At 59.0% G+C, this 16588-nt stretch carries 11 protein-coding genes; 6 read left to right on the top strand and 5 right to left on the bottom strand.

Features of this window, described 5'->3' with window-relative positions:
• Positions 1-72 precede the first annotated feature (72 nt).
• Positions 73-675: an alpha-ketoglutarate-dependent dioxygenase AlkB family protein gene (locus ARCT_RS0122885; protein ID WP_027242169.1), complete on the bottom strand. Its 603-nt coding sequence runs from the start codon at positions 673-675 to the stop codon at positions 73-75.
• Between the two features lie 210 nt (positions 676-885).
• Here ARCT_RS0122885 and dnaK point away from each other — a divergent pair, with 210 nt between their 5' ends.
• From dnaK to radC, 3 genes are all read left to right on the top strand, one after another.
• Positions 886-2805 (top strand): molecular chaperone DnaK, encoded by a 1920-nt coding sequence (dnaK, locus tag ARCT_RS0122880; RefSeq protein WP_027242168.1) that lies wholly within the window; start codon positions 886-888, stop codon positions 2803-2805.
• Between the two features lie 77 nt (positions 2806-2882).
• Positions 2883-4046, top strand: a complete 1164-nt coding sequence (gene dnaJ, locus ARCT_RS0122875) for a molecular chaperone DnaJ (protein WP_027242167.1) — start codon at positions 2883-2885, stop codon at positions 4044-4046.
• 133 nt (positions 4047-4179) lie between these two features.
• A complete protein-coding gene (radC, locus tag ARCT_RS0122870; protein WP_051360964.1) occupies positions 4180-4962 on the top strand; it encodes a RadC family protein in 783 nt (260 codons plus the stop codon).
• 148 nt (positions 4963-5110) lie between these two features.
• Here the strand turns inward: radC and ARCT_RS0122865 are convergent, their stop codons facing one another.
• The 3 genes from ARCT_RS0122865 to secA form a co-directional block, all read right to left on the bottom strand.
• Positions 5111-6667 (bottom strand): phosphate ABC transporter substrate-binding/OmpA family protein, encoded by a 1557-nt coding sequence (locus ARCT_RS0122865; protein ID WP_027242165.1) that lies wholly within the window; start codon positions 6665-6667, stop codon positions 5111-5113.
• A gap of 24 nt (positions 6668-6691) precedes the next feature.
• Positions 6692-7663 carry a hypothetical protein gene (locus ARCT_RS0122860; RefSeq protein ID WP_027242164.1) on the bottom strand — a complete coding sequence of 324 codons (972 nt, stop codon included), beginning with the start codon at positions 7661-7663 and terminating at the stop codon, positions 6692-6694.
• Between the two features lie 290 nt (positions 7664-7953).
• Positions 7954-10659: a preprotein translocase subunit SecA gene (gene secA / locus ARCT_RS0122855; protein WP_027242163.1), complete on the bottom strand. Its 2706-nt coding sequence runs from the start codon at positions 10657-10659 to the stop codon at positions 7954-7956.
• A gap of 190 nt (positions 10660-10849) precedes the next feature.
• Here secA and ARCT_RS0122850 point away from each other — a divergent pair, with 190 nt between their 5' ends.
• The 3 genes from ARCT_RS0122850 to mutT are packed head-to-tail and all read left to right on the top strand — an operon-like array spanning position 10850 to position 13325.
• A complete protein-coding gene (locus ARCT_RS0122850; RefSeq protein ID WP_027242162.1) occupies positions 10850-11701 on the top strand; it encodes a peptidylprolyl isomerase in 852 nt (283 codons plus the stop codon).
• A gap of 2 nt (positions 11702-11703) precedes the next feature.
• The gene (gene argJ / locus ARCT_RS0122845) at positions 11704-12930 is read left to right on the top strand and encodes a bifunctional glutamate N-acetyltransferase/amino-acid acetyltransferase ArgJ (RefSeq protein WP_027242161.1); all 1227 of its coding nucleotides are present in this window, start codon (positions 11704-11706) and stop codon (positions 12928-12930) included.
• Complete coding sequence (gene mutT, locus ARCT_RS0122840; RefSeq protein ID WP_027242160.1) at positions 12927-13325, top strand: 8-oxo-dGTP diphosphatase MutT; 399 nt, start codon at positions 12927-12929, stop codon at positions 13323-13325. The genes argJ and mutT overlap by 4 nt, the downstream gene beginning before the upstream one ends.
• Positions 13326-14074: 749 nt before the next feature.
• On the opposite strand, the gene infB is transcribed toward mutT, so the two are convergent.
• A complete protein-coding gene (infB, locus tag ARCT_RS0122835; protein WP_027242159.1) occupies positions 14075-16582 on the bottom strand; it encodes a translation initiation factor IF-2 in 2508 nt (835 codons plus the stop codon).
• Positions 16583-16588 lie beyond the last annotated feature (6 nt).

Here is a 16588-nt window from a genome sequence, read left to right as displayed (position 1 = left end):
ATTCGCGGGGCAAGCACGGATATTCTCGTGCGGTGTCACCAAAGCCCCGCAGATCTGCCAGCTTCTGCCAGATCAAGTCACCACCCGCAGGGTCAGATTGATGCGCCCGCCCTTGGGCAGCAGCCGCGATGATTGGAACCGGATCCGGTCCACCCCGTGATAGGCAAGCCGCGCCGCGCCGCCCATCACCACCACATCGCCCGAGTTGAGCCAGATGCTATCCGTCTTGCCGCCGCGCCGGGTGTCGCCCATGCGAAACAGCCCATCATCCCCCAGGCTGATCGACACCACGGGAAAGGAAAAATCCGCCTCATCTTTGTCCTGGTGCAGCCCCATTTTGGCATCCGGACCAAAATAATTCAGCAGACAGGAATCCGGTTGCCGCTGCAAACCCGTAATGTCGTGCCAAAGCTCCAGCAGCCTGTCGGGGATCGCAGGCCAGCCTATGCCCGTGGGGTGGGTTTCGACGTAGCGGTAGCCGGTCTCATCGGCAAACCAGCCGAATTTCCCTGCCGATGTCATACGCACCGACAATTTTCTTCCCCCCGGCGCGGTAGGAGAGAACAGCGGGGCGGTCCGTAAAATTGGTCGCAGGACCTCAATCAGGGCGCGCTGTGAGGCGAGATCCAGATGGCCCTTGTGGATTTCAAACCCACGCAATCTCAACAAGCTCATGCCGATTATTCCATTCTTAACTACATCACATGCAAAAAAGCGCACTGAATCGCAAATCTCGGTGCGTTCTGGCGCTTGCAGGGTCAATTTCCGCTCCCTATATACGCCGTGACGCAGTGAGGTGCAGACCCCGCTGCAACAAAATCGGGGCCTGGATGCCACAACGGGTTCAGGCCGCGGGTAATCGCCTTAGTAAGTAAAGGGATCAAAATGAGCAAAGTTATCGGGATTGACCTCGGAACAACCAACTCTTGTATTGCTATCATGGATGGCTCGCAGCCGCGCGTAATTGAAAACGCCGAAGGCGCACGCACCACCCCCTCGATCGTCGCCTTCACCGACGAAGAGCGTCTGGTTGGTCAAGCAGCCAAGCGCCAGGCCGTCACCAACCCAGACAACACCGTCTTTGGCGTCAAGCGCCTGATCGGTCGCCGGTTTGACGATGCAGACCTCGCCAAAGACAAAAAAAACCTGCCCTTTGAATTGATCAGCGGCGGCAATGGTGATGCATGGGTCAAAGCCAAGGGCGAGAAATACTCTCCTTCGCAGATCTCTGCCTTTATCCTCGGCAAGATGAAAGAAACCGCAGAATCCTACCTGGGCGAAGACGTGACCCAGGCCGTGATCACGGTTCCAGCCTATTTCAACGACGCCCAGCGTCAGGCCACCAAAGACGCCGGCAAGATTGCTGGCCTCGAAGTGCTGCGCATCATCAACGAGCCAACAGCCGCTGCGCTGGCCTATGGTCTCGACAAGGAAGAAACCCAGACCATCGCGGTTTATGACCTTGGTGGTGGTACCTTCGACGTGACCATCCTGGAAATCGACGATGGCCTGTTCGAAGTGAAATCGACCAACGGCGACACCTTCCTGGGTGGTGAAGACTTTGACATGCGCATCGTCAACTACCTGGCGGGCGAGTTCAAAAAAGAGCACGGCGTTGATCTGACCAAAGACAAAATGGCCCTGCAGCGTCTGAAAGAAGCCTCTGAAAAAGCCAAGATCGAGCTGTCTTCTTCCAGCCAGACCGAAATCAACCAGCCCTTCATCTCGATGGATCCTTCCTCGGGCCAGCCCCTGCACCTGGTGATGAAAATGACCCGCGCCAAGCTGGAAAGCCTGGTCAACGATCTGATCAAAGCCTCGATGAAACCCTGCGCTGCTGCTCTGAAAGACGCCGGTATCTCGGCCTCGGACATCGACGAAGTTGTTCTGGTTGGTGGTATGACCCGGATGCCAAAAGTGATCGAAGAGGTCACCAAATTCTTTGGCAAAGAGCCCCACAAGGGTGTGAACCCTGACGAAGTGGTTGCCATGGGTGCCGCCATTCAGGCCGGCGTTCTGCAGGGCGACGTCAAAGACGTTGTTCTGCTCGACGTGACGCCTCTGTCGCTGGGTATCGAAACCCTCGGCGGTGTCTTCACCCGCCTGATCGACCGCAACACCACCATCCCGACCAAAAAGTCTCAGGTCTTCTCGACCGCCGAAGACAACCAGTCGGCTGTGACCATCCGGGTTTTCCAGGGTGAGCGCGAAATGGCGGCGGACAACAAGATGCTGGGTCAATTCAACCTCGAAGAGATCCCACCAGCGCCTCGTGGCCTGCCACAGATCGAAGTGACCTTTGACATCGACGCCAACGGCATCGTTTCGGTTTCGGCCAAAGACAAAGGCACCGGCAAAGAGCAGGTTATCACCATCCAGGCTTCTGGTGGTCTGTCCGACGCCGACATCGACCAGATGGTCAAGGACGCGGAAGACAACGCCGAGGCGGATAAAGAGCGTCGCGAGCTGATCGAAGCGCGGAACCAGGCCGAAAGCCTGATCCACTCGACCGAAAAGCACGTCGAAGAGCATGGCGACAAAGTGGATCCCTCCACTGTCGAAGCCATCGAGCTGGCTCTGGCCGCGCTGCGTGATGATCTGGAAGGTGACGACGCCAGCGCCGAAAAGATCAAGGCAGGCATCCAGAACGTCACCGAGGCCTCCATGCGTCTGGGCGAAGCCATCTACAAGGCTGCTCAGGATGAGACCGGCGACGAGCCTTCCGCTGCTGACGAAGGCGCGGCTCCTGGTGATGACGACATCGTCGACGCCGAATTCGAAGATCTGGACGGCGACAAGCGCTAAGGTCTGAACACTTGGCCACGGCGGGCCGGTCCGACCACGGACCGGCTCGTTGTCGTTGAGGCAGCAGGGGTAAACCGATGTCGAAACGTGACTATTACGAGATTCTCGGAGTGGCCAAGGGTGCCAGCGCCGATGAAATCAAAAAGGGCTTTCGCACGAAGGCCAAAGAGCTGCATCCCGATCGCAACAGCGACAATCCGGATGCCGAAGCACAGTTCAAAGAGGCCAACGAGGCCTATGAAGTCCTGAAAGACGCCGAGAAAAAGGCCGCCTATGACCGCTTTGGTCATGCCGCCTTTGAAAACGGCATGGGCGGCGGCGGTGGCCGTGGCCACGGTGGACCCGGTGGCGGCAACGGGGACTTCTCCTCGGCCTTCTCCGATGTCTTTGACGATCTGTTTGGTGACTTCATGGGCGGCCGTGGTCAGGCCGGCGGCGGACGTCAGCGCGCCTCTCGTGGGGCTGATCTGCGCTATAATCTGCGCGTCTCCCTCGAAGAGGCCTTCTCTGGCCTGCACAAGACCATCAAGGTGCCCACTTCGGTCTCTTGTACCTCTTGTGACGGCTCCGGTGCCGAAGGTGGCGTAGAGCCCACCACCTGCCCCACCTGTTCCGGTATGGGCAAGGTACGCGCGCAGCAGGGCTTCTTTACCGTGGAACGCAGCTGCCCGACCTGTTCCGGTCTGGGTCAGATCATCAAGAACCCCTGTAAAACCTGCCACGGTCATGGCCGGATCGAAAAGGACCGCTCCCTGTCGGTGAACATTCCCGCAGGCGTGGAGACCGGCACCCGCATTCGCCTGGCTGGCGAAGGTGAGGCAGGCCTGCGCGGTGGTCCTCCCGGTGATCTCTACATCTTTGTCGAGGTCTCCGCCCATGATCTGTTTGAGCGCGACGGCAACAATCTCTATTGCCGGGTGCCCGTTTCCATGGCCAAGGCCGCCCTGGGGGGCGCCATTGAGGTGCCCACCATCGACGGTGGTCGTGGCCGCGTGCAGATCCCCGAGGGCAGCCAGTCTGGTCGCCAGATGCGTCTGCGCAGCAAGGGCATGCCCGCCCTGCGTGGCGGCGGTGTCGGCGACATGTTCATTGAGCTGGCGGTGGAAACACCGGTCAACCTGACCTCCCGGCAAAAGGAAATCCTGCGCGAATTTGAGGATCTGTCGGAAGACACCACCAACCCCGAATCCCGCAGCTTCTTTTCTTCGGTGAAAGGCTTCTGGGACGGCATGAAGGGGTGAGGTGAGCCGCGCTCAGACCCTCCAAACCAAAACAGCACCATTAAAAGCGCTCCTTAGGGGGCGCTTTTCTTTTGTTGGCACAGATTCCCGGCCTAATCTTTCCCTCTCTGTACCACCATCAGGGAGACACCAGATGGCAGCACATGGCGCGGCAGGCGACACTGGCACCTTGCCACTGTTCTCAAACGAGGAGACCCTGGCCCAGGACAGCCCCTCTCCCCCTCCGCTGAAGGCCGGTCGCCTGCCCTCCTATATCAAGGACCACCGCCTGCGCCTGCGGCAACGCTTTCGCGACGGGGGCGCCGCTGCCATGCCGGATTACGAACTGCTGGAATTGGTGCTGTTTCGCTCGTTGCCGCGACAGGATGTAAAACCGCTGGCGCATCAGTTGCTGAAACAGTTTGGCGACTTTGCCCGCGTGGTCAGCGCCCGGCCCGAACGGCTGGCCCAGGTCAAAGGAGTCGGCGAGGCGCTGATCACCGATCTCAAGGTGCTGGAGGCCGCCGCCCAGCGTATGGCCCGTGCCCGAATAATGCAGCGGCAGGTGATTTCCAGCTGGGACGCGTTGCTGGACTATTGCCACACGGCAATGGCCCATCGCAGTACCGAGCATTTTCGGGTGCTGTTTCTGGACCGCAAGAACTGCCTGATCGCGGATGAGGAACAGGCGCGCGGCACCATTGATCATGTGCCTGTCTACCCGCGTGAGGTGGCCAAACGGGCGCTGGACCTGAACGCAAGCGCGCTCATTCTGGTCCATAACCACCCCTCAGGCGATCCCTCGCCCTCTGCCAGTGACATCGACATGACCAATCGGATCAACCAGGCGCTCACCCCACTGGGGGTCATCCTGCATGACCATCTGATCATTGGCAGTGATGCTGAGCTCAGTTTCCGATCAGAAGGCCTGTTGTGACCCGGTGCCAGTGCCCTCACAGTGCAACCGCGCCGCACCAGCGGCGGCCGGGTCAGCGGCGCTTTATCTCATCCGTGATAAGAGCAATAGCTGCCGGAGCCCCCCCTTTTGGGCTCAAAACCTGGCCCGCGGGGGTGCGCCCGACGGGCTACTGAACCCAGACCTCAACCCGGCGGTTGACCTGACGCCCCCAATCACTGTCGTCGCAGGCCATTGGCAGCGCTTCGCCAAAGGCATCTACCTGCACCGAAACCCGCGCGACACTGCCTGCCTCGGCCGTGGCCAGAACCGCATCACGCACGCTCTCTGCCCGTTTCAAAGCAATACTCCGGTTACCGGCAGCCGCCCCGTCGCCGTCAGAAAACCCCACAAAATTAAGCACCTTGCCGTCATAAAGCCCGGTTTCCAGCGCCCGGGCCAATTGCGCCACGTTGCTGCGGGACTGCGCATCCGGGCGGGAAGAGCCCGCTTCAAAGCGAAAAGAGGTGGTCAGGCGCCGAAACCCGGCCAGCCGACTCACCAGCCGTTGCAACTCTGTCAGTTCCACCTCAGGGCCAGCCGCTAAAATCGCATTGCTCAGCCGGTCACCCTGGGCATTCATCGAAATATGTTCCTGCGCCTGATCGACAAAGCCTGCGCGCCGGATCACGATCTGCGCCCCCGGACCCCGCACATAGGCGAGAAAGTCCCGCGCCACCTTGGCCAGACGGCGCTGCGGCAAATACAAAAACATCGGTGCCGTCAGCGGGTAGTCTTCGGTTTTAATTCCACGTCGGTTGGCCCGCAGCGCAAACCCACAGGCGCCTGTCAGGGTCAGCATCCGGGTGCTTCCCGTGTTGGAAAAACTGGTGATGCCAATTGCAAAGGGATCCGTCGCAACCCTCCGAACCAGGGTCGCCCCGCGCTCATGATGCCGCAGATCCTGTGTCAGCTGCACCCCTGAGGCGGTCAAAACCCGATCCGCAAAGCCCTGGGTCAATCCAGAATTCGCCAGAGGCATATGCACGGAAATTGGGGCATCCGGCCCCCCAAGCGTCTTCCAGTTGGTGATTGCACCAGAAAAAACGCCCGCCAGATCGGGGATAGAGATCCGGGTAACCGGGTTCTCGGGCGAGACCACCGGCACCATGGCGTCCAGCGCCACAATCCGGCTGCGTGTGGCCTGTGTCATATCCCCCAGCCCGGCGGCGCGGGCCAGTGTTTGTTCCGTGGGGCGAATTTCACGCAGGGCCATGACGATATCGGCCTCCTGCGCGATCAAATCGGCAAAGCCCACATCGGTGGTACTGACCAGAAAGGAAAACCGCGCCACGGGGCGCCCTTCGCGCTGCAACAGAAGGTAGTCAAAGTTGCCCTCGGGCTGGGACATACGTTGGGTTTTATAGCCATTGCGCAGGGCAAAACCTTCGATCAGCGCCGGCAAAAGAACCTCTGCCATCTGCGCCGAACCGGACAGGGTCACTTCGGCCACAAAATCCGACAGGCTGGGACAGCCCGGCCCTTCGCAACTGACCCCCGATCCATCGAGCGTCAACTCTCCAAACTTGGTCTCGACCCGATAGAATTCTCCGTCAAATCCCAAAAGGTTGCCGGTGATTTCCACCACGCCATCAGGGGACGACAGGGTGACATCCTGCGCCTGTCCACTGTGCGCAGTGACAAAAAGGAGAAGTGCGGCGCAAACCGCCGCACGAAAATTGACCATTTGAAGTCCTGAATTAGCCGCAGATCATCTTGCCGCGATTTTCAGGTTTTCTACCAGATTATTCAACACCAGAAAGTCACCAGAGGCGGTGCAATCTGGCATGTTGAGAACCAGATCCCGCGTTTGTACCCGTCCCGCGACAACCCGCAGGCTTTGTGCCGCAATTTCACGGCCACAATTGATCTCGGTGATCTCTGCCTCGACGCTGATTTCGATGTCTCCGGCTGCGGGGGGGGCCTCCCCCTGGTTGCGTTGAAAGCTATAGATCTCTGCCAGGCGTGGGACCAGTTGCGTAGCATCCCCCAGCTGCATCAGCTTACCCGCAGCCTTCTGACTGGGGTCAGCCCCATGCCAGACATGGCCGTTTTCACCGTATTGCGCCCCAAACTCACGGGCATGGATTTCAAAGCCGCTGTTGCCGCTCCACTGCAGTACCACCCGGTCGACCTCTGCCATATCCGGCACCGCAACCTGCACAACCGCGCCAACCGCCGCTGTCGCCGCCGCGTCAGTGGGCGTGAGGGTGGCGGGCGCGATGATAAAGGTGGCTGTGCTGGACAGTGCCGGGATCACCAGATCAAGCTGCCCGTCCGGGCCAAGTGTTTCCGTGACCATCATGCCCTGATGGTGCAGGGTAATCCGCTCATTCCCCCGACAAGGCGCAGAGATCTGCAACGCCACCAGGGCGCCAGGAAGCGCGGTGGCGCTGGCTGTCACGCCACAGGCTGCAACCGGTGACTGGCGCTGCGCAGGCTGGCGCTGCGTAGGGGGGATGTCATCATCCTCGGAAAGGCCCGGGTTTGCAGATGTCAGGGTGATCTTTTCGATAGCGATCGGCCTGGCCAGCTCTGGGTCTTGCGGCAACTGCAGCCCCGCCTGATCAGAGCCACCAGCCAGGCCCGCAGACCCAAAGGTGGTGGGCTGCATAAAGAAACCGATTCCCAATGCGCAGGCGGCGGTGGCCGCGCTCATCAGAACTATGCGTTTGTTCAGCATTTCTACCCTCCAATACCTAATTCAAAACCGAATACGGGCCTGTCAAATAGGCCCGCAAAAGGAGGCCGATCTATGGCCACCCATTGATAAGAATCAGGCATTCATCCGCAAATTGACCAAATACGGCGCGGTGCTCTGCCCTGCCGCTTTTGGTGATCTCCTGCAAATGGGTAGCCAAAAAGAATTAACCCCGACCAAAGGCCGGGGCTATTTATGATTAGTTTATGCTGGAGCCAAACCGGGCTTTCCGCACCACCCGAACTGGATGGAAAGGATCAGGTCAACGAGGATCAGGCCAGACGTCCGTGGCAATGTTTGAACTTTTTGCCCGATCCGCAGGGACATTTGTCATTGCGTGAAGGGTTGCCCCAGGTCGAGGGATCAGCCTCGACAAATCCGGGAGCCGCATCCTCTGAATTGGCGTCAGGCGCCGCCGGAGCCCCACCCAGCGCCATCTGCTGCATGGCGGCCTGACGGGCGGCCATTTCAGCCAACATCTGCTGTTGCTCTTCGTCGGTCATAGGACGCACCCGGCTCAGCTGCTTGGTTACATCTTCGCGCAGCGAATCGAGCATGGTTTCAAACAGCTGGAAGCTTTCGTTTTTATACTCGTTCAGCGGATCGCGCTGCGCATAGCTGCGGAACCCCACAACCGAGCGCAGATGTTCCAGCGTCAGCAGATGTTCGCGCCATTTGGCGTCGATGGTCTGCAACAGCACCTGCTTTTCAATGTTGCGCATGCTTTCGGGGCCAAAGGCCTCGGTCTTTTCTGCCATCATCTGATTGGCGACCTCGGCCAGGCGTTCCGACATATGTTCGTCGTCGACACCCTCTTCGGCGGCCCATTCGGCAACCGGCGCGTCTATGCTCAACTTTTCCAGCACGGCGGCGTGCAGACCTTCGATGTCCCATTGCTCGGCATAGGTTTTGGGCGGCATATAGGTGTCGATCAGCTCGTCGATCACCTCGTGACGCATGTCACCAATGATTTCGGACAGGTCTTCGGCGGCCATGATTTCACGACGCTGACCAAAGATCACCTTACGCTGGTCATTCATCACGTCGTCAAATTTGAGCACGTTCTTACGCATGTCAAAGTTGCGACCTTCGACCTTGGCTTGGGCGCGTTCCAGCGACTTGTTCACCCAGGGGTGAATAATCGCTTCGCCTTCCTTCATGCCAAGGCTCGACAGAACCTTGTCCAGTCGCTCAGAGCCAAAGATACGCATCAGATCGTCTTCGAGGCTGAGATAGAAACAGGTGCGCCCCGGATCCCCCTGGCGACCAGAGCGGCCCCGCAGCTGGTTGTCGATCCGGCGGCTTTCGTGACGCTCAGAAGCCATCACACAAAGGCCACCTGCCTCGATAACCTTTTTCTTTTCTTCGGCGTGCTTGGCCTCTTCTTCGGCGCGCAAAGCCACAGGATCCGCATCCGGGTTGGCCTCAAGCGCCGCCATCACGATCATGTCGACATTGCCACCCAGCTGGATGTCAGTGCCACGGCCCGCCATATTGGTGGCGATAGTCACCGCGCCAAGCCGACCCGCATCTGCAACGATCTGGGCCTCCTGTTCGTGGTGACGCGCGTTCAGCACGTTATGCTTTACCCCTTCCTTCTGCAGCATCATGCTCAGCAGTTCGGACTTTTCGATTGAGGTGGTCCCCAGCAGAACCGGCTGGCCTTTGGCATGCGCAGTCATGGCTTCTTCCACCATGGCCTGGAATTTTTCAGCCGCCGTGCGGTAGACCCGGTCATCCTCATCCACCCGGGCGATGGGTTTGTTTGTCGGCACTTCAACCACGCCCAGACCGTAAATTTCGGCAAATTCCTCGGCTTCGGTCAGGGCTGTGCCGGTCATGCCGGACAGCTTGTCATAGAGACGGAAATAGTTCTGGAAGGTGACAGAAGCCAGCGTGGTGTTTTCCGGCTGGATATTGACCTCTTCCTTGGCCTCGATGGCCTGATGCAGACCCTCAGAGAGGCGGCGCCCGGCCATCATCCGGCCAGTGAATTCATCAATCAGAACCACTTCGCCATCGCGCACGATATAGTCCTTGTCACGCTGGAACAGCTTATGCGCCCGCAGGGCCTGGTTCACGTGGTGCACAACGGTGGTGCTTTCGGGATCATAAAGCGAAGCACCCTCGTCCAGAAGACCGTGCTCGATCAGCTTCTGCTCAAGAAACTCATTGCCTTCCTCGGTAAAGGTCACACCGCGGGTTTTTTCGTCCACCTCAAAGTGCTCATCCGACAGGAAGGGAATCATCTTGTCGATGGTGATATAGAGTTCCGAGCGATCCTCAGCCGGACCAGAAATGATCAGCGGTGTGCGCGCTTCGTCGATCAGGATCGAGTCGACCTCATCAACGATGGCAAAGTTGTGTTGCTTTTGGAAAACCTGATCCAGGCTGGGCTTCATGTTGTCGCGCAGGTAGTCAAAGCCCAACTCGTTGTTGGTGGCATAGGTGACATCACTGTCATAGGCCGCCATCTTTTCTTCATCGGGCTGGTTCGACCAGATGACGCCGGTTGTCATGCCAAGCGCGTCAAAAACCTTGCTCATCCATTCGGCGTCGCGTTTGGCCAGGTATTCGTTCACCGTCACCACATGCACACCACGCCCGGTCAGCGCATTCAGATAGGCCGGGAAGGTCGCCACGAGGGTTTTCCCCTCGCCCGTCTTCATCTCGGAGATATTTCCCTGATGCAGGAAGATCCCGCCCATCAGCTGGGTGTCAAAGGCCCGCAGCCCCAAAGCGCGGCGCGCTGCTTCGCGCACGTTGGCAAAGGCTTCGGGCAGCAGCGCATCGAGCTTTTCACCATCCAGTGCCCGCTTGCGCAGCTCGGCGGTTTTTTCCCGGAGACCCTCGTCGCTGAGTTTCTCGAACGTTTCTTCCAGTCCATTGATCTGTGCAACCAGTGGCCCTGTCGCCTTGATTTTGCGGTCATTCGGCGTCCCGAAAACCTTTTTGGCGAGTGTTCCGATACCCAGCATGTGTTCTCCAACGATCCTCTTGGTGGCCCTTGTGTCAGGCAGATGTCGGGCAGGCTTGCCCGTCGTGGTCGCAACCCATAAACAATAAAAGAAACGACGGTCCTGCCTCGGGCCTCCTTGGGATGTAAGGGGCAGGAAAATAAGTGTCAACGCCGCGCCCCTTTGCGGCTCGGGAATTAGGAAGAATTCAATGCGTAAAGGTCTCACTTTTCTGCAAGGTACAGCTGTGGCCCTGTTTATGGCCCTGCCCCTGCCTGCATTGGCCGCGCCACATGCCAATACCGTGATTGCAACCGTCAACGGCGAAGAGATCACCCTGGGTCACATGATCATGGCCCGCGACAGCCTGCCAGAACAGTACAAGCAATTGCCGGATGATGTGCTGTATAATGCCATCCTCGACCAGCTGGTACAGCAGACCGCGCTAAAGCAAGAGCTGCACGGCGGCGTGCCGCATTATGTGAAACTTGCGGTAGACAACGAAGAGCGCGCCCTGCTGGCTGCCAATGTCATTGAGACGGTGATGAAAAGCGCCAGCAATGAAGAGGCTCTGCGTCAAGCCTATGAGGATAAATACTCGGATGGCGACGGCGGGGACGAGTTCAACGCCGCGCATATTCTGGTCGAAACCCAGGAGGACGCGCTGGAGATCAAATCCGAGCTTGATACCGGTGCCGACTTTTCAATCATGGCCAAAGAGCGCTCGACCGGGCCTTCCGGCCCCAATGGCGGCGATCTGGGTTGGTTCACCAAGGGACGCATGGTTCCCGAATTCGAAGAGGCCGTGCTGGGCCTGCGGGCCGGGGAGATCTCCGACCCGGTGGAGACCCAGTTTGGCTGGCACCTCATCCTGCTCAAAGAGCGTCGCAAAACTGCTGCCCCCACCTTTGAAGAGGTCCGCGAGACGCTCAGCCAAGAACTGCAGAATGCCGCTGTTGAGGCCCGTGTCAGCGATCTGACCGCTGCAGCTCTCATCGACCGCCCTGAAATTGACGATCTCGACCCCGCAATCCTGCGCGATCTGAGCCTGGTAAGGAACTAACTATGGGTGATAGTCTTCCCCGCTCGCCTTTGGCGCCCGCCGCTTTTCCGCAACTGCCGGTGATTAAGGGCCTGCGCCTTTGCGCTGGTGCCGCCGGCGTGAAATACCAGGGCCGCGACGATGTGATGCTGGCCGTGATGGATCCCGGCACCACGGTTGCCGGCACCTTCACCCGCTCCAAAACCCGCTCGGCGCCGGTGCGCGATTGTCAGGCGAAACTGGGTGGTGACAGCTCTGCTGGCGCCGCCATTCTGGTGAACTCCGGCAATTCCAACGCCTTTACCGGTCACTACGGCCAGACCTCGGTTGCAGAGATCTGTGCCGCTGTTGCGGATATCACCGGCCTGCCCGAAGCGCGTATCTTTACCGCCTCAACCGGTGTCATTGGCGAGCCCCTGCCGCATGATCGTATCATTGCCCAGATCAAAGACCTGAACGCAGGCCTGGACGAGACCGCGCTGGAAGCCGCCGCCAAGGCGATCATGACCACCGACACCTTTGCCAAGGGCGCTTCGGCAGAGGTGATCATCGGCGGTGAAACCGTGTCGATTGCCGGTATTGCCAAAGGCTCCGGCATGATCGCGCCGGATATGGCCACCATGCTGGTCTATATCTTTACCGATGCGCAGCTGCCCCAGGATGCCCTGCAGACCGAGCTCAGCCGTCTTTGTGATCGCAGTTTCAACTGCATCACTGTGGACAGTGACACCTCCACCTCGGACAGTCTGATGCTCTGTGCCACCGGCGCCTCTGGGGTTGATGTCACGGACAGTGCGGAATTCTCGCAGGCGCTGGAAGCGGTGATGCTGGACCTGGCGCATCAGGTGGTGCGCGACGGAGAAGGCGCGACAAAATTTGTCGAGATCCAGATCACTGGCGCGGTATCGGATGCCGAAGCAAAGATCCACGGGCTGTCCATTGCCAACTCGCCGCTGGTGAAAACCGCAATTGCCGGCGAAGATCCCAACTGGGGCCGGGTGGTTATGGCCATCGGGAAATCCGGGGCCGAAGCTGACAGGGACCTGCTGTCGATCTCCTTTGGCGATGTTTTGGTGGCCGAAAAGGGCTGGGTCTCGCCCGATTACCGCGAGGAAGACGGCGCCGCGCAGATGACCCGTGATGAGATCACCATCAAGGTGGACCTGGGCCTGGGAAGCGGCACCTGCACGGTCTGGACCTGCGATCTGACCCATCAGTACATCACCATCAATGCGGATTACCGATCATGAAAACCGTTCTGGTTTCCGCTGTCGCGCTGATTGATGTCGAGGGGCGTGTACTGCTGGCACAGCGCCCCGAAGGCAAATCCATGGCCGGTCTGTGGGAGTTTCCCGGCGGCAAGATCGAAACCGGTGAGACCCCCGAAGCGGCCCTGATACGCGAATTGCAAGAAGAGCTGGGCATTGACACCTGGTCTTCCTGCCTGGCGCCGCTGACCTTTGCCAGCCATAGCTATGATACGTTTCATCTGCTGATGCCGCTGTTTGCCTGTCGCAAGTGGGAGGGCATTCCACAGGCCCGCGAAGGGCAAACCTTAAAATGGGTCCGCCCGCAGGACCTGCGCAGCTACCCCATGCCGGCCGCAGATATTCCGCTGATCCCCATTTTGCGCGACTGGCTTTAGCCCCGCTGCAAAAACCCAAGGCCAACAGGGCCTCTGCCTCTTTGCATGAGGCCCTGTTTTATGCGCCTCATGCCGGCTCTGGTGCGATAATCTGGTGCGATAATCCGGCGTGACAAACAGAGCCTTCTTGCGCAGTGGCCAGAAAAATCCGTGAAATACCCACAAATTTCGAAAAAATGATTCGCACTGCGAATCATCGGAAACCTTTTGTTAACTATTTTGTCAGAAATTGGGCAGAACATTAACAAACCCACCACAACAGCTTCTACTCAGACAACCCAGAGGATCTCGAAACGGCTCTATGTTCTCCCCAGAACGCCAGCAAGAGATCTTCGGCAGGTTCTTCATACAGGCAGTCCCTACCCGTGCAGTGCAGCCATAAGATCCTCAAGGATCACCGCGTGTCACTCTGCACTCGATAGACCACCACTCACTCACAGAACCGGGGCAGCCATTGGCTGCCCCACCTTCTTTACCCTTTTGGTCAGCGCCCCCAATACCATTGAGACGAGACAATACCGAGGACAGCAGCGGTATCCCAAAGCGTGACTTCTGCCGCGCCTCGTTTCGCGGCAAGATATAAATGTAGCAAACATGTCCAGCACAAGAGAGCTGTTCGCCCCTCCCCTTTGCGATCTTCAGCCGGTTTGGTTGCTACACGAATTCCCTCTGCGTTTCCCTGTGGGGCGCAAAACAAAAAGCCCCGGCACAAAGGCCGGGGCTTTTTTATAGGTTCAGACCTAAAGCGCTTAGTCGAGGCTGCGCTCAACTTCCTGACGCTCAAAGATCTCGATAACGTCATTGGCGCGGATATCTTCGTAGTTCTCAAAGGCCATGCCACATTCCTGACCAGACTGCACTTCGGCAACCTCGTCTTTGAAACGCTTCAGGGTCTTCAGCGTGCCTTCGTGGATCACCACGTTGTCACGCAGCAGACGCACACCAGCGGAGCGGCGGGCGACACCTTCGGTAACCAGACAGCCGGCGACCTTGCCGACGTTGGAAACCTTGAAGACATCTTTGATCTGCGCATAGCCAATAAAGGTCTCTTTGATCTCGGCGCTGAGCAGACCAGAAGCGGCCTTTTTCACGTCGTCGACCAGATCGTAGATCACCGAATAATAGCGGATCTCGACGCCTTTTTGGTTGGCAGTGTTCCGGGCCGAGGTATTGGCCCGCACGTTAAAGCCCATGACAGGCGCGCCAGAGGCTTCGGCCAGGGCGATATCGGTCTCGGTGATGGCCCCAACACCAGAGTGCAGAACCCGTACGCGGACTTCGTCGTTGCCGATTTTTTCCATCGCCTGAACGATAGCTTCGGCAGAGCCCTGCACGTCGGCTTTGACCAGAATAGGCAGCTCAGAGACGGTTTCGTCGTCTTTGGCCTTCTGCATCAGCTGTTCCAGGGTTGTCGCGGCACCAGCGGCAGCGCGCTTATCCTTGGCAGCCTGGGCGCGGTATTCAGCGATCTCGCGGGCCTGCGCTTCGGTCCCGGTCACGTTCAGCACGTCACCCGCTTCGGGTGTCCCGTTGAGACCCAGAACCTCGACAGGAACCGAAGGACCGGCTGATTCAACGCGCTCTCCCTTGTCGTTGATCAGCGCACGGACCTTACCGTATTGCTCACCCACAACAAAGATATCACCCTGACGCAGAGTACCATTCTGAACCAGAACAGTTGCAACGGGGCCGCGGCCCACGTCCAGCTGTGCCTCGATCACGGCGCCCTGGGCAGCACGATCGGGGTTGGCTTTCAGTTCCAGGATTTCAGACTGCAGCGCGATGGCTTCGAGCAGCTGATCCAGCCCCTGACCGGTATGCGCAGAGACTTCGACGTCCTGAACTTCACCAGACATGGCTTCAACGATGACTTCGTGCTGCAACAGGTCGGTGCGCACCTTCATCGGATCCGCAGCCGGTTTGTCACATTTGTTGATCGCAACAATCATCGGAACCCCAGCCGCTTTGGCGTGGGCGATGGCTTCGATCGTTTGTGGCATGACCGCATCATCCGCAGCCACAACCAAAACCACGATATCCGTTACCTGCGCACCGCGTGACCGCATCGAGGTAAAGGCCGCGTGGCCTGGTGTATCGAGGAAGCTCAGCACGGCGCCGCTCTCGGTGGTAACCTGATAGGCGCCAATATGCTGGGTAATACCGCCAGCCTCACCGGCCACAACGCGGGCGTTGCGGATGGCGTCGAGGATCGAGGTTTTACCGTGGTCAACGTGACCCATGATGGTGATCACAGGAGGACGTGGCTTCAGATCTTCTTCTTTGTCTTGCACTTCATTGATCACGTCTTCAACGTCAGAGTCGGAAACGCGGACAACCTTGTGGCCGAATTCTTCGATGATCAGTTCCGCAGTATCGGCGTCGATGGTCTGGTTCTGTGTTACCATCATGCCCATGTTCATCAGCGATTTTACAACCGCACCAACACGTTCGGACATCCGGTTTGCCAGCTCAGAGACCAAGATCGCCTCGGGCAGCTGCACTTCACGCAGAACCTTTTCGCGCTCAACCGTGCCACCCATTGCTTTTTGACGGGCGCGTTCCTGTTTCCGCTTCATCGAGGCCATGGACCGGTGACGGTTGCCCGCACCACCTGTGGCCTGACCCAGTGTCAGCTTGCCGGAACGGCGGTTGTCGTCGCCGGTGCGCACCTTGGCGCTGCGGCCACGCTCTTCGCGTTCACGATCAGATTTGCGCGGTGTCTGCGCCGGTGCCGGTTTCGAAGCAGGGTTGTTGCGCGGCGCAGCAGCATCAGCATCAGCCGCAGGGGCTGCGGCCTTGGCGGCGGGCTCGGCAGAGCGCTTGGCAGCCTCTGCGGCTTCACGCTTTTTGCGCTCTTCGTCTTCGGCCTTTTGACGGGCTTTTTCTTCCGCTTCGCGCTGTTCGCGTTCCTTGGCTTCGGCCTCGGCACGGCGACGGGCGCGATCTTCTTCGCGGGCTTTCTCTTCAGCTGCGCGATTGGCCGCGTCTTCGACCTCACGCGCCTTGGCAGCCTGCAACGCCTTCAGGCGGCGGCTCATCTCTGCATCGGTAATCCCGGCAGGCCGACGCGAACCGTCGGTTGCAGGTGCGGCATTGCCGCCCTTGTTGCCGCCCGGCTTGGGCACCACAACGCGTTTGCGCTTGGTTTCCACCACGACATTCTTGGTCCGCCCGTGGCTAAAGCTCTGTTTTACGTTCCCGGGTCGGGAACCGCCGCCACGCAGACCCAAGGTCTTTTTGCCGTCACTATCGCTCATAAAGCT

The sequence above is a fragment of the Pseudophaeobacter arcticus DSM 23566 genome, from assembly GCF_000473205.1.
Taxonomy (GTDB): Bacteria; Pseudomonadota; Alphaproteobacteria; order Rhodobacterales; family Rhodobacteraceae; genus Pseudophaeobacter; species Pseudophaeobacter arcticus.
This window is presented reverse-complemented; position numbering and strand designations above follow the sequence as displayed.